Origin of the sequence: Paenarthrobacter histidinolovorans (assembly GCF_014647595.1) — a bacterium.
GTDB lineage: Bacteria > Actinomycetota > Actinomycetes > Actinomycetales > Micrococcaceae > Arthrobacter > Arthrobacter histidinolovorans.
This window is the reverse complement of sequence record NZ_BMPM01000003.1, coordinates 85,186-104,958: the sequence shown is the minus strand read 5'-3', so window position 1 is coordinate 104,958 and position 19,773 is coordinate 85,186. Positions and strand designations below refer to the sequence as shown.

The window sequence follows — 19,773 nt, the reverse complement described above, 5'->3', positions numbered from 1 at the left end:
TTAATTCGATTCTCGCGGGGCCCAGTACGGCACCCAGGTTCCGTCTGGGACTTGTTCTTCTAAGCGATACCTTTCAATGCGTTTCTCAAAAAGGAGCTTCTGGGCTGTTACGGGCGCCGCGGCGTAATCGCAGCGAAAGCGCTCGTATTCCTCAGTACCATCGAGGCTAAGCACCCGATAGTTGCGGACTCCGTCAGGCTGGGAAGACATCGCGTCGTACAGCGCTTTGTTGGCTTCCGCCAACGCGTTGGCTGCTGCCTCGGCGGGACTGCCAATAATGACAACTGGTGGGACACCCAATTCAAGCGCCTTAGCGCCCCCGGGAGTGCTGGCAATCAAGGCCTCTAATGCTGATCGCTTAGTCTCAACGTCATCCATTAATGCTGAGACTTTACGGTTGTACTGGCGGTGTTCTTCCGATGCTCTCATCACGCCAGCCTAACTAACCCAGGACCAAATATGGAAAGCCCGCTCATGGCGGGCTTTTTTGTACCCAAAACAGACAAGGAGCCCTTTGTGGCTATCGAAACAACACCCCTTGGTTTCCAGAAACCGGACGGCAACGAACCGTTCCGGCAAGGAAACGACGTAATATCCGCCAACGCCCAAAAAGCACAAGACCTGCACGCCGAGGGGAAGGCTCGCCTTGCTCTGTTGGAGCAGTCAGCAGGCTTCCCAGGCAACCCTATTGAACTAGCCGACGATGTTGTCAGCCTGATTGTCAGAGATGAGGACAGCGACACCCGGCACGAACTTGACGAACTGTATCGGCCCGAAAAGCCCTACATTTCTGTGGATGACATGGTGCAGCCGGGTGACGCGACGATTGCGGTTGCTTGGCAGCGTGCCGTGGACCTCGCGAAAACGACTGGTATTAAGCGGATCGTTGCTGAGTCCAACTCCTATGTGTTCGGCGCTACTGGGGTTAACTTCGGTGGGTTACATGGTTGCACCATTGAAGGTCTCGGTAAAGACAGCACGATCATCACAGGCACCTCCAACCTGTTCGTGCTGTTCTATAACACTTCTGCCTGCTCGAAGCTGACGTTCAAGAACCTTGGCTTTGTCGGTCCAGGCGTTGACGACGCAACAGGACCACGCCGCAGCAGGACCACCACAGGGCCTAGCTTTCGCACGGCAATCAAGATTCAGGGCGACCTACATCCAACAGCCGGCGTAACGTACGAGGCGCGTGACATCCTCATTGAGAACTGCAAATTTGTGGGCCTTGTTGAGGGCCTGCCTATCTATTTCTCAGGCACACGCGGATACTCCAAGCTGACGAACTCGCTCATTGAGAACTGCCTCGACCCTGGCTGGATCTTCTACGAGAACGGCATTGCCACTAACAATGTGTCCCGCCGTTCGATGGACAACGGGTTCAGCCTGTCCCGTGGCGGTGTGCTTGTTAGGGCTGGTGTGCGTGGGTGCCTCATTACGGGCAACACGATCATCAACCCTGGCTCTGAGTTCTTGGCTGATGGTGTTACGCCTGTGGGCACTACGACGGTGCAGCACAACTTTGGCACGAACGTTCTGATTGGTACGGGCTACCCCCAGTCCACAACGAACAACGTCCGCTCGACAAACAACCTGTTCGTTGATCTTCGCTTACCAACCCGGATGATCTACGCGGCGAACAACGCAAGTAACAGTACTTTCTATTCGCAGGGTTCTAATTGGGGTGTCGGTAACTCTCAGATTCTTACGGAGACCGCTAAGACAATAGCCGGCAGCGTGCAGACGTTCACAGGCGGGTTGTCTTCGGGGTCTAACAGCGCAACCGTTGGCGACGGCTATTACATGCAGGTCAACGGCCCCGCGAGCGTGTTCCGTGAGTACAGGATTTCGACGGCTGGTTCTCAACGCTGGTCCTTGGGCGCCGGCAACGCGGGCGAAACCGGATCTGATGTTGGCAGTGACTTCTACCTCCGCTCCTACACGGACGCGGGTGTTCTGAAATCAACTGTTATGCGGTTCTCTCGTGACGGGAAGATGGCGTTCAACGGCGCCACACCAGTTGCTAGGCCGACACTTCCGGCGGCGGCGACTGATCTGGCAACCACCATCGCTTTAACAAATGCGATGCGTACAGCCTTGATCAACGTGGGGCTCGCGGCCTGACAGTCGTTGTGTCCGTAGTTGGGTTAAGGCGGCTACGGACACAACCCACTAGTGATGAGTATCAGGCGTCGGATCCCATATAACATTTTTGCCGATGGCATCGAGGCGTTGCTTCACCTCGTCGCCAAAAAACATCAATCGCCACACATCATGCGGTCCGAGAGATGAGCCTCCGCTATCCCAGCCTGGGCCGATGATCTCTTGTAGGACGGAGGTTATGTCTATCGGGTCGCTTTCGGGCGTTATCTTCTGCTCGATCCTTGAAGCCAATTGCGGCAGCCATCTGATTTCTCCCGGGTCATCAAACACGTTCATCAATTCAGCAAGGATGATGCTATGCGCCGAACGCTGCGTATACGGCGAGACAAAGGAGACCCACTCCCGCCGGATGGTCCAGTAGCCATGGCTCTTCGAGTCATAAGGTCTGGGCTGCCCAGCAATCTTCACGGACACCCACACGTTGATCTCACGTAAGTGCGGCTCTTGGGTAAAGACATGACGAACAACGGCCCAGAAGTCCACAAGGTAGACCGCCTGATCAAAGGGTTCCAGCCTGTATGGCAAGCCCTCAGATGTCGTGACTCCACCCAACGTCTCACTAAGCTTCTTGACCGTTATTGCCTTGACTCCCATGGCAAACGCTGGATTGGACGAACCTGTAACCCTGAGATCCAACTGAGTTATGGTCGCGGCCGTTCGCCCCGGGTTTTCAATTACTATCTTTGCCAGTTCGAATCCAGTAGATCTGTATTCGCCAAGGAGCAAACCCCACGTACCTTTGTCATTCGAGAGAAGGCTGCGTGTTGGGTTTAGGAGCGCGGCGTTCATCTCGACAACTACATGTCCTGCGGACTTCCTGAAGTTGACCACAGTGGCGGTGATGTTCGCGACGGTGAGGACCAGAGCCGCCAACGCCATAACGAAGGACGATGTAGGGTCCACACCTAACCTACCTGGTCCTCGGCTAGGACGCCGTCAAGCACTTCGCCGGCGGCTATCCGTTGGGCAGTTACCAAGTACGCCTGCTCAATGTAATCCTCAAGATCCTTGCCCCCGACACGCCAGATGCCTCGCCCACCCATCTGGAAGCCACGCAGCTCACCTGAATTCAACAACTGACGGACAGTAGGAAGGCCAACAGCAAGCTCATCAGCTACCTGTTCGATGGTTAAGAACCTCGGGCGACTGGGCAACGCATCATCAGTACTCACCTGACAACCCTAGCGACTGACAGCCCCCCACACCCCCAGGGGAGGGGACCAAAGGGGGACAGTGAGCCAGACCGCCGGTGAGGGCTTTAAAGTGCGCGGTAAGCAGATAGACCCAACTGAAAGGAGGCCAGAGTGCCTGGCCCGAAAGCTAATCCAAGTAAACCGAACTCCCGGCATCGCAGTCCTGGCGCACGTTCTGGGCTCATCGAGCTGCCTGCTGGTGTCTGCCCGTTCTCTGTTCCTCCACTACCTAAATCAGGGAATTGGACGCCAGAAGACAAGAAATTGTGGCGAAATCTATGGAAATCACCCCAAGCAAACGAGTGGGATGACAGTTTCATCCCTGCCGTAGCTGCTTATGTGTGCCATGCGCGAGCCATTTATGAGGGTTCGGCTAGTGCTTGGCAGGCACAGGAGATGCGCCACCTTGGCGGGCAGCTTGGCCTGACTCCTGCTGGCATGTTGGCGCTGGGCTGGGTGATCCGGCATGAGTCGTAGACGGCTTGAGCGGAGTGGTTCTAGGGCCGCGGGCGGCAAGGTCCCGAAAGTGTTCTTGGAGTATGCCGAAACGGGCGGCTTCTGGGACACAAGGGCAGACGTAGAGAAATGGTGTGAACGGGAGCGGCTGGGTTGCCCTCCGGACCCCTATTTCCGGCATCCTCCGGGGCTCCGGCAGTGGTGTATTGACACTTGGGCGAGGCGGGAGGGATTTGTGGACAAGTGGGGTGGCGTTGACCACCAGAAACTCAGGGACCTTGGGATATGGCGTGGTTACGGGCGCGGCAACATCCTCGCCCGCCATTCGGAGTGCTTCTCCTACGAGAAGCTGAATGACTGGCGCCCAATCAGCGCTCCCTCATCCTTACCCTAGTCATGGTCTTCTGTAGGGCTGACACCCCACTCCATGGCGTCATGCGCCTGGGTTTGTAGCTTTGCCTCGTGGTGTTCATCGGTTGTGTCGATGATTTCCGCGTCACTAGGTTCAACCGGTACGGGCTCGACAGTTGAGTCGATCCCGAGTTCATCGCCCTTCTCCTTCAGTAACGAATCGAGATGCTCCTTGGCGTCCTTCTCAGCAGCAAACAAGCGATCATGCACCGGGTCACTAGTCATGCCAAGATGCTAACCCAGTTCAAGACTGACTAGGTCCCCCTCGGAGCGTCCACCCTTTAGCGCAACACTGATTGACTCATGCCGGCTGATTTCGGCACATATGACAAGCCCGCTCATGGCGGGCTTTTTCATGCCCGGAAACAGGCTGCACGTGCGGCTTGGGGCTCGGAAAGAGGTGGTCCCAATCGCGGATCGATCTATCAGTATCGCCCTCGAGGCGAAGGTAACCGACTTTGTGTCGGGGATGAAAACAGCGGCGAAGTCTGCGGAGGATTTCGCTAACCGTACGGCGAAGTTCGCTCGGGATAATGAGGAACATTTCGACCGTGTTGGCAAGGCGTCCATGGTCATGGGTGGGGCGTTGTTGGGCGGCGCTGTTCTGGCTGTGAAGTCGTTCATGGAGTTCGACTCTGCTATGGCTGAGGTGAAGGCCTCTACGCATGAGACTGCCGGGAACATGGATTTGTTGCGAGAGGCTGCCATCAATGCCGGCGCTGATACGGCCTTCTCTGCGAAGGAAGCTGCGCAGGGCATTGATGAGTTGGCTAAGGCTGGCGTTTCCACGAAGGACATTCTTGGGGGTGGCCTTAAGGGTGCGTTGTCGTTGGCTGCTGCTGGTTCGTTGGAGGTTGCGGAGGCCGCGGAGATTAGCGCTTCGGCGTTGACCCAGTTCAAGCTTTCTGGCGATAAGGTCCCTCACCTTGCGGATTTGTTGGCTGCCGGTGCTGGTAAGGCTCAGGGTTCGGTGCATGACCTGGGCATGGCGTTGAACCAGACGGGTCTTGTTGCTGCGTCTACTGGGTTGACGATTGAGGAAACCACTGGCGGGTTGGCTGCGTTTGCGTCTGCCGGGTTGATTGGTTCTGATGCTGGCACGTCTATGAAGACGATGTTGCAGCGCCTTACGCCTCAGTCTAAAGAGGCTGCGGACAAGATGGCTGAGTTGGGCATTAGTGCTTATGACGCTCAGGGTAATTTCATTGGGTTGTCGAAGTTCTCGCAGAACTTGAAGGACTCGATGCGGGACCTGACCCCGGAAGCCCGTAATGCGGCTATGGGTGTGATGTTTGGTTCTGATGCTGTGCGTGCGGCGAATGTTCTGTATGAGCAGGGCGCGGATGGTATTTCGAAGTGGATTGAGAACGTCAACGACGCAGGCTATGCGGCTGTCACTGCAAGCATCAAGCAGGACACGTTGGCTGGTGATCTTGAGAAGCTGGGCGGGTCGTTTGATTCGGTTCTGATCAAGGGCGGTGGTGCTGCTGCTGAGGCTTTGCGTGGCATCGTGCAGGGCGCTGAGGATCTTATTGATGCTGTCGGCAAGATCCCTGCCCCGATACTCAATGCTGCTGTTGGTATCGCTGGGATGGCTGGTGGCGCACTCTTGTTGGGTGGAGCGTTACTCACCGCGTTGCCGCGACTCGTTGAGTTCCATGCCTCGTTGAATAGGATCGCCCCTGCCGGTTCGCGAGCGAGAAGCGCAATCACGAATGTTGGCAAGGCTGCGGGCGGGGCTGCTGCGCTGCTGGTCGCCTTGCAAGCTGCTTCTGCTGTGTTCAGTGAGAAGCATACGAAGTCCGCCGAGGATTACGGGCAGGCACTTCTCAAGGTCCAGGACCTAGCCCGGTCAGGCGCCGCTTCGCTTTCAGGTCTGGATTCTGCTTTTCAGGATCTAGACAGCCTTGGTGGCATCGCGCCGGGGATTGATAACGCGGCTGACGCCATCAAGCGGCTGACTAATCAGAACTTCACGGATGTCACCCTGAATAAGGGCCTTGATGGTTTCCGTGAGTGGGTCACTGGTTCTAAGGGCGACATTGGACAGCTTGAGGACCGGATGAGGGGCCTGGGCGAGCAGATGGGGAGCCTAGTCAAAAACGGTGCTGCGGATACTGCTGCGAAGTCCTTCCAGGCGCTGACTGCCGAGTTTCAGAAGAACGGTAAGAGCGCCAAGGATGCCTTGGACTACCTTCCTGGTTACAAGGACGCGCTTCTCTCGCTAGCTAACCAGTCCGGTCAGACCCTGACTGAGCAGGAGTTGCTGGACTTCGCTATGGGTAAGGTTCCTGCTTCTATGCAGGAGGCTGGTGGTGCTGTTGAGACGTACACGACGAAGGTTGGTGCGTCAGCCCCGCTGACTGAGGAAATGTCTAAGGCTCTTGAGGATGTTGGTCTTAGCGCTTCTGGTGCGATCACGAACATTGAGGCTTTCACGGCTTCGTTGTTCGCGGCTGGGATCCTGTCTTTGTCTGCTTCTGATGCCGCGATTGGGTATCAAGACGCCATTGATAAGTTGACTGATTCTGTTGCGACTAACGGGACGACGCTGGATATCAATACGGCCGCTGGTCGTGCTAATCAGTCGGCTTTCAATGATGTGGCTAAAGCTGCAATGACTTCGGCTACTGCGACGGCTGAGGAAACGTTGAAGACTCAGGGGTCTGCTGCGGCTCAGGCGCAGTTGCAAGCTGGCCTCCGCACTAGTTATGACGACCTTATTACCGCTGCGGGGCAGTTTGGTATTACTGGTGACGCTGCGGACACTATGGCTCGCAAGGCTTTGGGTATCCCTAAGAACGTGAATATTGATGCGTGGATTGCTGACCACGCTTCGGCGACTTTGGATTCTGTGAAGGGTAAGGCTGAGGGGCTGGACGGCAAACAGGTCCGCATCGGCATTTACACTACCGAGTATTTCGACAGTGTTGACCGCCGCTCCACTGCCCCTGACTTGAACGGTGGGGCTTCTGGTACGGGCCGCATGGGTTCGTTTGCGACTGGTGGGCGGGTGTTCGGTCCGGGTACTACAACTTCGGACTCGGTGGATGCTCGCCTGTCCAAGGATGAGTACGTGCTTACTGCTGCGGCTGCGAAGAAGATCGGTTACGACAACCTTGACCGGATGAACGGTGGGGACGTTACCCCGATCAAGCCTATGGCTTATGAGTATGCGCCGGCTGGGGCTCCTGCTTCTTCTCGTCCTGCCGCTGCGGCAGGAACTTCCGGGCCCACCCAAATGACTGGGACGTTGATCCTTGATTCTGGGCAGGTGTTTGGCACTTTCCGTGGCGTGGCTACGGAAGTTTCGCGATCCGAAATTGGAAACGCCGACGCGTCGTCCGCCTATATGCGCAAAGGCCGCTAGTTCGCTGCCTCAAACCGCCGTGGGTTGGGGTCCGTAAGTCGACCCGACCCCACGGCGGTTTGAGGCCGTCTCGTAACGGGAGCCGAAGCAATATGTCCCACAAGCACACAGGGGTTCAACGCGTGGTTCAATTAAGCAGAATAGAGAGTCAGTCAGGCGCTCAATGTGGTCAATTCTTAGGTTTTTGGGCTTGGGGGCAAATTGTCGAGGTTTCGTCCTGGCGGCGTTGTTCATGTCTGACAGCTCAGATAGTTTCCTACCACCCGGCAGATACCGATGGACTTGGGAGGATGTCGAGGCCAAGTTCGTTCCAGAGACTCAATTTGGAGAGACTCGCCGACACGTCGTGTGGAAACACTTCAAGCTCGCCACGGAGACGCTAAGGGGCGTCGTGCCAATCGCAGCCGTGTGGATTGGAGGGTCTTTTCTCTCCAGCAAGCAAGAGCCCGGAGATGTGGATGCAGTCTATATTGTCCGAGGCCGAGAATACGATGCCATTCAAGACGACGCTGACAAGCAACTAGTCGCTTTGTTCAGTGGAGGCGAGCAGCTCAAGCAGCGAGGTCTGCTTGTTGATAGCTACGTCATTCACTGGACGCCGCGGGCAACCAACGGTATCGAAAATGATCACGAACACCGTGAACTCACTTTTCGGGGCTACTGGGATGACTGGTTGCAACGAAATAAATTAGACCGTAAGGCGCCCCCCGCCGCAGCGGACGCGGAACCGGTACGAGGGTATGTGGAGGTGGTCTTGGATGGATTCGTCGCCTAGCACCCCCGATGATTTTCGCCGTTTATTCGCCGAGGAAATAGCTGCGCAACCGGTTCTGTCTGCGGAGGATCTGAGCCGCGTAAGCATGGAACGCCACCAAGGTAAGAGTGTCCTCGCCCGAGACGCTCCCTCCGTTGGCGCACTGAGGCTTTCTGGACAAGGTGTCACCGGGCATGAAGCAGCACTTGATGATGTCACGTCGCTGGGGCTGGCCTTCCAAAGGCTCGTGACAGCGATAGGGGCGTCACTCGGTGGCTTCACAAACATCAGGGGGCCGATCCCTAAGGAGTTTTCGGCCAAGACCATTCTCGGGCTACGCGCTGCCCCGCGCCCTGGATCAATCATCTTGGACCTCATGCCGCGTCTCGACCCTATACGAGAGCTGCGCCATAAGGGTGAACTGTTCAACGATTCTGACACCCAACTTGTTGATGCGGTTATGTCTGAACTTGAAGTGCTGGTTAACGCAGCCGCTGACCATCAGCCAGGTCGGAACGACTCGCCTTTTAGCGCCGAAGTCCGCTCACTTGGGCCGCGAGCAGCAAGCGCGTTAAAAGGTTTTGCCTTAGCTGCATCTACGAGCCATTTCGACCTCGATATGACTTGGTCACAGCCGTTGCATGCCACCACTCGCTTCCACCTGTCCGCCCGGGACGCGGTTTTTATTGCCCAGGTGATATCGGGACAGAAGTTGGATGCAGAGAATGTAACGGTCCACGGCACTCTGCGCACTGTCAGCCATGGCAAGAAGTGGGAGTTGCTGGCATCCGAGTTTGGCAACATCAGCATTGATGTGTCGGAACTGGAGGGTCGTCCTTGGGCGGAATGGAATCCCGATGACTTGGTTGAGGTGGATGCGGCGATGACGATCACTCAGGCACCAGGGAGGCCCTCTACGCGCTCGCTTGTCGCTCAGCGGATTTCCCGGTGGGCCGGCTCGCTGGACGACATTGCTCGTACGTTCGATGAAGACGAGAATTCTTGAGCGCTTTCGCGTGCATATGATGATCGGATGACTAACTACTTTGCACCTCAAGGATCACTAACCCGCGGCGATGTCTTCGTGGACGAGGACGGAACTATCTACACGGTGGTCAAGCCGCTTGTGGAGACCGGTGAAATGACCCTCATCAAAGGATCCATTGCGGATCTGGATCGCGCTGACTACACGGTCACCAAGTCCGAGATTCAGGAAACGTCCAGGGTTCCCGATTTTGACGTGCTGGTGCTACACAAGCGAACGACAACAGAAAACAAGGGCTTCTAGTCCCGTAGTAAGGCGCCCCATCACGTGGTGGGGCGCCTTTTCGCTGCCCTACACTGCTCACACACCCACCTTGCACTGTCCGATTCATGGCGAAGTTTGGTCCTGATGGTTAGCCGAAGATGATGGCCGAGTTGGATGCGGACCGTGCCGGCGTGGTTGTGCGTAGCCTCTATGAGGATATGGAGCCGGATCCGGAGTACCTGCCACGAAAGCCCCGATACACATTTTTGCAGATCTTCGATCGGCTGACTTGCGCTAATCTGCATTTCTGTTAATCTAATAGCAGTTCAAACGTGGTGGTTTGAAGAAATGCTTTGAGGGGTCCGTGATGTGGTGTCACGGACCCCTTCCCCATTTAACGGCTAGTCCGTGATCCTGCGTTGACGGGACCGGGACCCTATCTTCCGGCGCGGCTCTACTGGTACTGGCGCCGGCGCGTTCAGTAACTCAGCAATGTCCTTCAACTGGGATGAAGTGAAGCGCAGCCTGTTGCCCACTTTCATATGTGGCCAGCCTTCACGCTTAGCAAGCAACGTCACCTGGTTATTGCTGATCTGGAGCCATTCAGCCACCTCTGTGACCGTAAAGACCTGTTCGGGCTGAAATACGTCGTTTGTTGTCATGGCTAAAGCCTATTGCCCAGTCCGCAACGAGTCCGCAAAAGGTCCACAAACGGCCAATATTGCACCATCCCCAACAGCCGGCAATCCCCTACATTTAGCGGTATTCAACCGCTCTCAACTACCCACAATCAGCATTGTTTAGTTCGAGCTCTACTACGGCGTCTAAGCCCTGGGCACACTGAAAAGGCCAGCCCCATCCGCGAGGATGGGGCTGGCCTTTTTGTGTTCAGGTACTACTGCTCAGACTTCCCCTGATCACGATCCCTGAGGTTCCTGGTGATCTCATCAAGCTTCTCCTTGACGAAGCTTGCCGCCTCGGAAAGGCCCTTTTCTGCGCTGCCCAGGGGGTCGAGCTGCAGGAAAACCTTGTGATCGATGGACAGGTCGTATTCATCCTTTAGATGCGTTCCGCCGCCAACTCCGTCGAGGGACAGATAGACAAGGGCCTCAGTCCGCGCGATGCCTGCGATGGTGCCGAAGACCACCGTGAAGTCATTGGGTTGGAAGCTAACCGATTGACCCACGTGGCGCCGGTCGAGTTCTCCGGCAGGAATTGCCCTTTCAGTGGGGCTTCCGTTGTATTCCATGGACGTTCCCTCCGATTCGAGATCAGTGACACACCAAGTCTATAAGGATGCTTAGTTTTATGTGCAACACGCGCTCCCGGCCCGTCAGCGATGGCGCCTCCCCCGTCAGCCGAAGGCCTTGAACATGGTCCTCTGCGGCCCGGAGTTGCCGCCCAGATATTGCCCGCGGTCCATAAAGCCGGCCTTCTTGTAGGCGGCCAACCCTGCGGGGTTGCGTTCATTGACAGAAAGCACGACGCCGGACTGTTCGCCTCCCAGCCGCGCCGTAAGTTTGCGGGCTTCGGCCACGGCAGCCCGGGCAGCCATGGTACCCAGCCCACGCCCCTGGCTCCCGGCGTCGATAAGGAAACCCCTGAGCAGCCATGCGGAATCATCATCCGCCCACCCTGCCAGCGATGCCGCGCCGCTCTGCAGAGTGAGCACCCCTGCGCCCACGCCGCCCGACTCAATGACGTAGGGCAGCCTGGACTCTTCCTCCAGTGCTAGCAACATCATGCGCAACGGGTCCCCCACAAACTCGCGCTGCTCATCCCCGATGGACATGTCCGCCACGGCGCCAAGCTGGACAGCGCGGGCATCGGCGTCGAGCCTCTTCAGGGGAATCAACCACACATCGCCCGCATAATCGTGATCGCTTGCGATCAAAAATGCCTTATCTGAGTCATGTTCAAGCATTAATGGCCTTTCTCCCCTTAGGGTTGTCTCAACAGTTTCCTACGGCAAAGGAACCACTCCGATGAACCAGCCCAACGTCATCCTGATCTGCGTGGACGAGTGGAGGGGTGACTGCCTGTCCTCGGACGGTCACCCGCATGTGGAAACACCCCACCTCGACGAACTCGCCAGGAACGGAGTCCGATTCTCCAAGGGCTATTCTGCTACGCCCTCGTGTGTGCCGGCCCGCGCAGCCCTGTTCACCGGGCAGTCACAGGAACGGCACGGCCGGGTTGGCTACAACGACGGCGTCCCTTTCCATGCTGTCCACCCGGTGACGGTACAAGAGGAGTTCAGAAAGGGCGGATACCACACGCAGGCCATAGGAAAGATGCACGTATGGCCGGAACGCTCGAGGCTCGGTTTCGACGACGTCATCCTCCACGACGGCTACCTTCACCACGCCAGACGGGAACACCGGCAGCATTTCGCGATGTTTGACGACTACGTGCCTTGGCTCCGGACACAACCCGGCATGGGCCCCGAATCCGAGTACTTCGACCACGGCGTCAACTGCAATTCCATCGTCGCCCGCCCGTGGGACAAAGCAGAAAATCTGCATCCAACCCACTGGATCGGCACCAAGGCCATTGAATGGATGCACCGGCGCGACCCCGTCAAGCCCTTCTTCCTGTACTTGTCCTTCCATCGCCCCCATCCACCGTACGATCCGCCGTCGTGGGCTTTCGAACAGTACCTCGGCATTCCTGCCTTTGAACCGGTGGAGGGCAACTGGGAACACCACTGGGACAGCCACCGGCAGGACGGCGACTACCAGGCGAGCTACGGCAGGATTCCCGACCACGTTGTACACAGAGCCAGAGCGGGATACTACGGGTTAATGGCCCAAATCGACCTGCAGATCAACCGGATCAAGGAGTCGCTGGCAGACTTCGGTCTCGACCGGAATACAGTCATCGCCTTTACCAGCGACCACGGCGAGATGATGGGCGATCATCATATGTTCCGCAAGGCGGTGCCTTATGAGGGCTCGGCGCGCGTCCCCTTCATCATCGCCAACGCACCCACTGCGGAGCATGCAGCCCGCGGAACCGTGGTGGACCACGTAGTGGAACTCAGGGACATCATGCCCACCCTGCTGGAGCTCGCCGGACTCCCGGTGCCGGATTCCGTGGACGGCAAGTCCCTGGCGTCGATCATCCGCGGTGAAAACACTGACGCCGTCCGGGCGCTGCTGCACGGCGAACACGTGTACTGGGGGCAGAACCTGCACTGGCTCACGGACGGCCACTACAAGTACATATGGGGTTCCGGCCAAGGCACCGAGGAACTGTTCGACCTCGACGCCGATCCGCAAGAACGCAACAACCTCGCCGATGACGCAACCCGACACAGCGAATTAACCATGTGGCGCGAACGAATGGTGGAAGCACTGGCCAGCCGCGAAGAAGGCTACGTCGTTGACGGCAAGCTGGTCGCCGGCGCACCGGTGGTCACCATGCTGCGGCATGCGCGGGACCTGGCAGCTTCGGCCACGGGCACCCGTTAGCCCGCCACCCTTTTAGGTGGTGGCGTAGAACATCTTCTCGAATACGGCCCGGGCCCGACGACTCAGCCTGAGATAATCCTCCTCAAAGTGCCCGGCATGGCCGGGTAGGTAACCACACCAACGCGCGACAGCTTCGAGGTCTTTACGGGAGGACGGCAGCACATCGGAGGCACGACCGGTCACGATCACATTGGCCGACCGGATACGGCTGGCCAGACGCCACGCCTCCCGCAACAATGCCGCGTCGTCCTGGCCGATGAACTCCAGTTCCTCAGCGGCGGCCAGAGCCTCAAGGGTCGAGCTGGTCCGCAGCGAGGGATGCTTCCCGGCATGCTGCAACTGAATCAGCTGCACCAGCCATTCGACGTCGCTCAAACCACCGCGGCCAAGCTTGACGTGCCTGGCAGGATCCGCACCGCGGGGCAGCCGTTCCGACTCCACCCGAGCCTTGATCCGCCTGATTTCCCGGACATCCTGCTCCTGGAGTTCCTTGGGATACCGGATGGGATCGATCAGCTTGACGAAATCTGCCGCCAACTCATCCGACCCAGCCATTGGACGGGCACGCAACAGCGCCTGGGCCTCCCAGATCAAGGACCACCGGCGATAATACTCAGCGTAGGAATCCAAGGACCGCACCATCGCACCGTTCTTGCCTTCCGGCCGAAGATCCGCGTCCACCATCAGGACCCGCTCGGCCATGATTGCGGGCTTGAGCGGCTGGGTGAGGAAGCTGGAGACCTTGGCGACGATCGCCGTCGCCTGTTCCTGCGCCTCGGCGTCGCTGAAGCCAGGGCGGGCACGGTGTACATACATCACGTCCGCGTCCGAGCCGTAGCCGATCTCGCGGCCGCCCTGCCTCCCCATGGCCACCACAAGGACATCGGTTTTCAGCGGGCCGGAGTCAGACACAACTGCCTCGGCCACATGCAAGGCCCCCAGTACGGCAGCGCGGTCAGTCTCAGCCAATGCCAAACCTACGGCGTCCTGGTCAAGGAGTCCGGCGCTGTCCGCTATGGCCGTCCTGAGGGTTTCACGCCTCCGGATCAACCGGATGAGCCTCATGGCGCTCTCAGGGTCAGGATGCCGGGACAGCTTGGACTGGATTTCCTGCCATTGGGCTTCGAAACGAACCGGGGCCAATTCCTTGTCGCTGCCCAGCCATGCAACGGACTCCGGGGAGACTTCCAAAAGGTCGGAGATCAAGCGCGAATTGGCCAGGACCTGGCACAGGCGTTCGGCGGCAGCCTGCGAATCACGCAGCAGGCCCAAGTACCAGTGCGTGGTGCCAAGGGCTTCACTGACCCGGCGGAAGGCAAGCAAGCCGGCATCCGGGTCGACGCCCTCGGCGAGCCATCCCAAAAGGATCGGCAGCAGCTGCCGTTGCAACGCCGCACGACGGCTCACACCCGCAGTCAGGGCTTCGATGTGCCGCAGGGCCCCTTGGGGATCAAGGTAGCCGAGGGCCGCCAGGCGCCCCTGGGCTGCTTCAGGACTGAGCTTCGCGTCCTCGCTGCTCAGCTTTGCAGCGGTATTGAGCAGCGGACGGTAGAAGATCCGCTCATGGAGTTCCCGCACTGACTTCTTGGTCTTTTGCCATGCAGCCATGAGCTGGTCCGGATGGGGGCGTTCCAGGGAAAACGGCCCCAGGACAGCCTTGGCCAGGAATCGCTGGGCGTCCTCGGCCACGGGCATCAGGTGGGTGCGCCGCAGCTGGAACAGCTGGATCCGATGCTCCAGCAGACGGAGGTACCGGTACGCGTTGTCGAAGGCAGCTGCGTCGGAGCGCCCGATGTAGCCGCCGGCCGACAGTGCGGCGATGGCCGACGTCGTGTCCTTGCAACGGAGGGATTCATCGGATTTGCCATGAACCAGTTGCAGCAGCTGGACGGTGAACTCAACGTCCCGCAGTCCGCCACGTCCGAGCTTGATCTGGCGCTGCTCTTCGGATGCAGGAATGTAGTCGGTCACCCTCCTGCGCATAGCCTGGACGGACTCCACGAAGCCCTCCCGGCCGGCGGAAGACCATACGAGCGGCTCCACGGCCTTTTCATAGCGCTGACCAAGTTCCCGGTCACCGGCAATGGTCCGTGCTTTGAGCAGCGCCTGGAACTCCCAGCTTTCGGCCCACCGGTCGTAGTAGCTCAGGTGGGAAGGAAGCGTGCGCACAAGCGGGCCCGATTTTCCTTCCGGCCGCAGATTCGCATCCACTTCCCAGAGGCCCGGTTCCGGGGCAAAGGAAGAAATCGCCCGGGAAATGCCCGAAGCCAGGGCGGTCCCTATGGTGGAGGCCCGGGCATCCTCCAGTTCCCCGGACTCGATGACGTAGATGACATCAACATCCGAAATGTAGTTCAGCTCCCGGGCTCCGCATTTACCCATGCCGATGACGGCCAGTCCGACGTCGGCGATTTCGTCGGCATCATAGTGACCTGCGGCCTCGGCCCGGGATACGGCGAGGGCGGCTTCGATCGCGGCGCCGGCGAGGTCGGCCAGTTCGGCTCCTGCCGCAGGCATGAAGTCCTGGGGCGAAGCCGCGCAGAGATCTTTGATGGCGAGCTCAGCCAGACCCCGACGATACGCAGTCCGCAAGGCGGCGTAGGCTGGCTGCCCGGTGATGCCTGCTACAGGCCGGTGGGCGCCCGGCTCAGCCTTGACGGACCGGAGCAATGTGGCGCGGAGCTCGTCTGCGGAGGCCTGCATGGGTTCCGGGCTGACACGGGCGTCGAAGACATCCAGGTGCTCCGGCCGGCGGATCAGGAACTCCCCCAGCGCCTCCGAGGCTCCCAGCAGGCGGTACAGGGGCTCGCAGGTGTCTGGATCCGCCGCGGCCAGCTTCTTCAGGCCGGGGTTCTTCTCGATAAGCCGGACCAGTGACTGCAAGGCGGTATCGGGACTGGCCGCCATGGAAAGTCCGGCAAACAGCGCGTCCTGGTCAATGCCCTCCAGTTCGGGGGCAGCAAGGAAGCGCTCTCCCTTCTCGAGGTCACTGAATCCGGCTGAGATGAGCCGTCGTGCAAGGCTCACGGGCCCTGCCTAGAGAATGCCGAGGTTGCGCTGCAGCTCATAAGGGGTGACCTGGAGCCTGTAATCCTGCCACTCTGCCCGCTTGTTGCGGAGGAAGTGCTCAAAGACCTGCTCGCCGAGGATTTCGGCCACCAGTTCGGATTCCTCCATGGCCCGGATGGCGTCGTGGAGGCTGGCCGGCAGGGGCGCGTGCCCCATCGCCTTGCGCTCCGCGGTGGTCAGGGACCATACGTCGTCCTCAGCGGCAGCGGGAAGTTCATAGCCTTCCTCGATGCCCTTCAGGCCTGCCCCAAGCAACACGGCGTAGGCCAGGTACGGGTTGGTGGCTGAGTCGATGCCGCGGTATTCGATCCGCGCCGACTGTCCCTTGCCGGGCTTGTAGAGCGGAACACGTACCAGCGCGGACCGGTTGTTGTGTCCCCAGCTCAGGTAGCTCGGGGCCTCGCCGCCGCCCCAGAGCCGCTTGTAGGAGTTCACGAACTGGTTGGTGACAGCCGTGAATTCCGGAGCGTGCTTGAGGATGCCTGCAATGAACTGGCGTGCGGTCTTGGAGAGCTGGAACTCGGCCCCTGCTTCGAAGAAAGCGTTGGTATCGCCTTCGAACAGCGAAAAGTGCGTGTGCATGCCGGAACCGGGGTGGTCGGTGAACGGCTTGGGCATGAAAGTGGCGTAGGTCCCCTGCTGTAGCGCAACTTCCTTGATGACGGTACGGAACGTCATGATGTTGTCGGCCGTCTGAAGCGCATCGGCGTAACGGAGGTCGATCTCGTTCTGCCCCGGGCCACCTTCGTGGTGGCTGAACTCCACCGAGATACCGACGGATTCGAGCATGGTGACTGCAGTCCTGCGGAAGTCCTGCGCGACACCACCGGGAACGTGGTCGAAATAGCCGCCCTCGTCCACGGGGACCGGGGAGCCGTCCGGGCCCAGGTCCTTGGACTTGAGCAGGTAGAACTCGATCTCCGGGTGGGTGTAGCAGGTGAAGCCCATGTCCGCGGCCTTGGCCAAAGTCCGCTTAAGGACGTTGCGGGGATCCGCTGCCGACGGTTCGCCGTCCGGAGTCAGAATGTCGCAGAACATCCTTGACGTTTGTTCGGTCTCACCACGCCAGGGCAGGATCTGGAAGGTGGAGGGATCCGGCTGCGCGAGCATGTCGGATTCGAACACACGCGCCAGGCCTTCAATCGCTGAGCCATCGAAGCCAAGGCCTTCTTCAAAGGCACCCTCGACTTCGGCAGGCGCAAGCGCCACCGATTTAAGGGAGCCCACGACGTCGGTGAACCACAAGCGTACGAAGCGCACGTCACGCTCTTCGATTGTCCGCAGAACGAACTCTTGCTGGCGGTCCATAGGGCCTCTTTTCCGATTCGTTGTCCATGCCGCTGGTTTCAAGGGACAGAAGCCACGGCAGCTCAGCCTTCACTCTACTAAGAGTTCCCTCCTAATGCCGCAGCAGTAGCTGCGCGTAACACACCGTTTACATAAGGTGACGCTGGGCACACTGGTGGCAGCCGCCGTCGGCACCGCTTAGGCTCTATCCATGGCCCCGAGCAACCTTCCTGAGTCCAACACGCCCGCCGAAGTTCCTGCCCCTTACGGGAGCGGGCCCGGAACAGGCGCGCAGACGCCACCGGCGGCCGGCAGGAAGCCGGCCGGGCGGATCCGGATCCACCACCTGCAGCAAGCCAAGGACAATGGCGAACGCTTCGCCATGCTGACCGCTTATGAGCAGTACACGGCGGAGATTTTCGACCAGGCCGGAATCGAAGTGCTGCTTGTGGGCGATTCCGCTTCCAACAACGTCTTCGGCAACGAGACCAGCCTTCCCGTCACCGTGGATGAGCTGCTTCCCCTGACCAGGGCAGTAAGCCGTGCAGCCAAGCGGGCATTGGTCGTAGCCGACCTGCCTTTCGGCAGTTACGAAGTCTCCCCCGGCCAGGCCGTTGCCACCGGAGTGCGCTTCCTCAAGGAAGGCCTGGCGCACGCGGTCAAAATCGAGGGCTCCGCGTACTACGCGGACACCGTCAAAGCCATGGTCCAGGCAGGCATCCCGGTCATGGCACACATCGGCTTCACGCCCCAGAGCGAACACAGCCTTGGCGGCTACCGCGTCCAGGGACGCGGGGATGACGCGCAGCGGCTGGTGGAGGACGCCCTGGCCCTCCAGGATGCCGGAGCGTTCAGCGTCCTGATGGAAATGGTGCCTGCCGAAACGGCCGCCGCCGTGGACGCTGCAGTGCGGGTGCCAACAGTGGGCATCGGAGCAGGCAAGAACACCACCGGCCAGGTTCTCGTCTGGCAGGACATGGCCGGACTCCGGGGCGGCAAGATGGCCAAGTTCGTCAAGCAGTACGCCGATCTGCGCACAACCCTCAGCGACGCCGCCGCCGCCTTTGGCGAGGATGTCCGGTCCGGTCAGTTCCCCGGACCGGAACACTCCTTCTAGGCGGGCCTTGGCTTCCAGCCGGGCCTTGCCTTCCAGGCGGGCCTTGCCTTCCAGCCGGGCCTTGGCTATTCGTCGTCCTGGGCATCCCAGGCATCATTGCGGGCTTTTACCTTCTCCAAGGCGTGCTCGGCTTCTTCCCTGGTTTTATAGGGGCCAATCAGCTGGGTCCAATCGGACATGGCGTCCTCTTCGATCTCGTGCGTCTTGACGTTGTACCAGTACTCCGTCACGTCTCCTCCTCATGGCTGGGGGCCGTTGAACGCGTAACGTTGGCGCGGCCTCAGGAACCTTGCCTCACATTGTTACTTGCGTCTCTTGCGTGCCTTATATGATCAATCTATGCCTTCTCTTGCTTCGACTGCACCCATCGGCGCCCTCACCCCGGGAACCATCAGCCCTGAACGACCCGTCCCCGCCTCGATTCCGCGGCCGGAGTACGTCGGCAAGAAGGCTCCCGCGAAGTTCACAGGCTCCGAAGTGAAGTCGCCGGAGACGGTTGAGAAGATCCGCGCAGCGAGCAAGATCGCTGCCCAGGCGATCGTTGAAGTAGGCAAGCACATCGAACCGGGTGTCACTACCGACCAATTGGACAAAGTCGGCCACGAGTTCCTCCTGGATCACAACGCCTACCCGTCCACCTTGGGCTACAGGGGCTTCCCCAAGTCCCTCTGCTCCTCCCTCAATGAGGTAATTTGCCACGGCATCCCGGATTCCACCGTGGTCCAGGACGGCGACATTCTCAACATCGACATCACCGCGTTTATTGGCGGTGTGCATGGAGATACCAACTACACTTTCCTGGTTGGCGACGTGGACGAAGAGTCCCGTCTGCTGGTTGAGCGTACGCAGGAGTCGCTCAACCGGGCCATCAAGGCCGTGGCCCCGGGCCGCGAAATCAACGTAATCGGCCGTGCGATCCAGTCCTACGCCAAGCGCTTCGGCTATGGCGTGGTGCGGGACTTCACGGGCCACGGCGTGGGCGAGGCTTTCCACACGGGCCTCATCATTCCGCATTACGACGCAGCCCCGGCGTACAACACCGTGATCGAGGCGGGCATGGTGTTCACCATCGAACCCATGCTTACCCTCGGCACCATCGAATGGGATATGTGGGCAGATGACTGGACAGTCGTCACCCGGGACCACAAACGAACGGCCCAATTCGAACACACGCTGCTGGTCACCGAGACCGGCGCGGAAATCCTTACCCTTCCCTGAGCCCACCGGAAGG

General features: G+C 59.4%; 19 protein-coding genes. 9 read left to right on the top strand and 10 right to left on the bottom strand.

Annotated elements, in window-relative coordinates; translation table 11 throughout:
• A complete protein-coding gene (locus IEY62_RS08515; protein ID WP_189016028.1) occupies nucleotides 1-429 on the bottom strand; it encodes a hypothetical protein in 429 nt (142 codons plus the stop codon).
• 30 nt (nucleotides 430-459) lie between these two features.
• Between IEY62_RS08515 and IEY62_RS21965 the strand changes: the two genes are divergently transcribed.
• The gene (locus IEY62_RS21965) at nucleotides 460-2,124 is read left to right on the top strand and encodes a hypothetical protein (protein ID WP_229785151.1); all 1,665 of its coding nucleotides are present in this window, start codon (nucleotides 460-462) and stop codon (nucleotides 2,122-2,124) included.
• A gap of 48 nt (nucleotides 2,125-2,172) precedes the next feature.
• Here the strand turns inward: IEY62_RS21965 and IEY62_RS08505 are convergent, their stop codons facing one another.
• Both IEY62_RS08505 and IEY62_RS08500 read right to left on the bottom strand, forming a co-directional pair.
• Nucleotides 2,173-3,066, bottom strand: a complete 894-nt coding sequence (locus IEY62_RS08505) for a hypothetical protein (RefSeq protein WP_189016025.1) — start codon at nucleotides 3,064-3,066, stop codon at nucleotides 2,173-2,175.
• 2 nt (nucleotides 3,067-3,068) lie between these two features.
• On the bottom strand, nucleotides 3,069-3,335 hold the full coding sequence (locus IEY62_RS08500; protein WP_229785149.1) for a helix-turn-helix domain-containing protein: 267 nt from the start codon (nucleotides 3,333-3,335) through the stop codon (nucleotides 3,069-3,071).
• A 132-nt stretch (nucleotides 3,336-3,467) separates the two neighbouring features.
• Here IEY62_RS08500 and IEY62_RS21960 point away from each other — a divergent pair, with 132 nt between their 5' ends.
• The gene (locus IEY62_RS21960; RefSeq protein WP_456152519.1) at nucleotides 3,468-3,833 is read left to right on the top strand and encodes a phage terminase small subunit; all 366 of its coding nucleotides are present in this window, start codon (nucleotides 3,468-3,470) and stop codon (nucleotides 3,831-3,833) included.
• A gap of 369 nt (nucleotides 3,834-4,202) precedes the next feature.
• On the opposite strand, the gene IEY62_RS08495 is transcribed toward IEY62_RS21960, so the two are convergent.
• Nucleotides 4,203-4,448, bottom strand: coding sequence for a hypothetical protein (locus tag IEY62_RS08495; protein ID WP_189016022.1), 246 nt, complete (start codon nucleotides 4,446-4,448; stop codon nucleotides 4,203-4,205).
• A 115-nt stretch (nucleotides 4,449-4,563) separates the two neighbouring features.
• Between IEY62_RS08495 and IEY62_RS08490 the strand changes: the two genes are divergently transcribed.
• From IEY62_RS08490 to IEY62_RS08475, 4 genes are all read left to right on the top strand, one after another.
• Nucleotides 4,564-7,593, top strand: a complete 3,030-nt coding sequence (locus IEY62_RS08490) for a phage tail tape measure protein (protein WP_189016019.1) — start codon at nucleotides 4,564-4,566, stop codon at nucleotides 7,591-7,593.
• A gap of 163 nt (nucleotides 7,594-7,756) precedes the next feature.
• Entirely contained in the window at nucleotides 7,757-8,368 is a 612-nt protein-coding gene (locus IEY62_RS21895) for a DUF6932 family protein (protein WP_407671484.1), read from the top strand.
• Nucleotides 8,352-9,353: a hypothetical protein gene (locus IEY62_RS08480; RefSeq protein WP_189016013.1), complete on the top strand. Its 1,002-nt coding sequence runs from the start codon at nucleotides 8,352-8,354 to the stop codon at nucleotides 9,351-9,353. Before IEY62_RS21895 ends, IEY62_RS08480 begins: the two co-directional genes overlap by 17 nt.
• A 27-nt stretch (nucleotides 9,354-9,380) precedes the next feature.
• A complete protein-coding gene (locus tag IEY62_RS08475; protein WP_189016011.1) occupies nucleotides 9,381-9,635 on the top strand; it encodes a hypothetical protein in 255 nt (84 codons plus the stop codon).
• 362 nt (nucleotides 9,636-9,997) lie between these two features.
• Here IEY62_RS08475 and IEY62_RS08470 read toward each other — a convergent pair whose 3' ends face one another.
• From IEY62_RS08470 to IEY62_RS08460, 3 genes are all read right to left on the bottom strand, one after another.
• Entirely contained in the window at nucleotides 9,998-10,258 is a 261-nt protein-coding gene (locus IEY62_RS08470; RefSeq protein WP_189016008.1) for a helix-turn-helix domain-containing protein, read from the bottom strand.
• Between the two features lie 233 nt (nucleotides 10,259-10,491).
• Nucleotides 10,492-10,845 (bottom strand): hypothetical protein, encoded by a 354-nt coding sequence (locus tag IEY62_RS08465; RefSeq protein WP_189016005.1) that lies wholly within the window; start codon nucleotides 10,843-10,845, stop codon nucleotides 10,492-10,494.
• Nucleotides 10,846-10,950: 105 nt separating this feature from the next.
• On the bottom strand, nucleotides 10,951-11,520 hold the full coding sequence (locus tag IEY62_RS08460; RefSeq protein WP_189016002.1) for a GNAT family N-acetyltransferase: 570 nt from the start codon (nucleotides 11,518-11,520) through the stop codon (nucleotides 10,951-10,953).
• Between the two features lie 61 nt (nucleotides 11,521-11,581).
• Here IEY62_RS08460 and IEY62_RS08455 point away from each other — a divergent pair, with 61 nt between their 5' ends.
• Nucleotides 11,582-13,069 carry an arylsulfatase gene (locus IEY62_RS08455; protein ID WP_189015999.1) on the top strand — a complete coding sequence of 496 codons (1,488 nt, stop codon included), beginning with the start codon at nucleotides 11,582-11,584 and terminating at the stop codon, nucleotides 13,067-13,069.
• A 12-nt stretch (nucleotides 13,070-13,081) separates the two neighbouring features.
• Here IEY62_RS08455 and IEY62_RS08450 read toward each other — a convergent pair whose 3' ends face one another.
• Together IEY62_RS08450 and glnA are read right to left on the bottom strand one after the other, a co-directional pair.
• The gene (locus IEY62_RS08450) at nucleotides 13,082-16,096 is read right to left on the bottom strand and encodes a bifunctional [glutamine synthetase] adenylyltransferase/[glutamine synthetase]-adenylyl-L-tyrosine phosphorylase (protein WP_189015996.1); all 3,015 of its coding nucleotides are present in this window, start codon (nucleotides 16,094-16,096) and stop codon (nucleotides 13,082-13,084) included.
• A gap of 9 nt (nucleotides 16,097-16,105) precedes the next feature.
• Nucleotides 16,106-17,446 carry a type I glutamate--ammonia ligase gene (glnA, locus tag IEY62_RS08445; protein WP_018779314.1) on the bottom strand — a complete coding sequence of 447 codons (1,341 nt, stop codon included), beginning with the start codon at nucleotides 17,444-17,446 and terminating at the stop codon, nucleotides 16,106-16,108.
• Between the two features lie 190 nt (nucleotides 17,447-17,636).
• Between glnA and panB the strand changes: the two genes are divergently transcribed.
• On the top strand, nucleotides 17,637-18,542 hold the full coding sequence (panB, locus tag IEY62_RS08440) for a 3-methyl-2-oxobutanoate hydroxymethyltransferase (protein WP_189015993.1): 906 nt from the start codon (nucleotides 17,637-17,639) through the stop codon (nucleotides 18,540-18,542).
• Between the two features lie 65 nt (nucleotides 18,543-18,607).
• On the opposite strand, the gene IEY62_RS08435 is transcribed toward panB, so the two are convergent.
• Nucleotides 18,608-18,772 carry an SPOR domain-containing protein gene (locus IEY62_RS08435; protein ID WP_189015990.1) on the bottom strand — a complete coding sequence of 55 codons (165 nt, stop codon included), beginning with the start codon at nucleotides 18,770-18,772 and terminating at the stop codon, nucleotides 18,608-18,610.
• A gap of 109 nt (nucleotides 18,773-18,881) precedes the next feature.
• On the opposite strand from IEY62_RS08435, the gene map reads away from it, so the two are divergent.
• Nucleotides 18,882-19,760, top strand: a complete 879-nt coding sequence (map, locus tag IEY62_RS08430; RefSeq protein WP_189015986.1) for a type I methionyl aminopeptidase — start codon at nucleotides 18,882-18,884, stop codon at nucleotides 19,758-19,760.
• The last annotated feature ends 13 nt before the right edge of the window (nucleotides 19,761-19,773 follow it).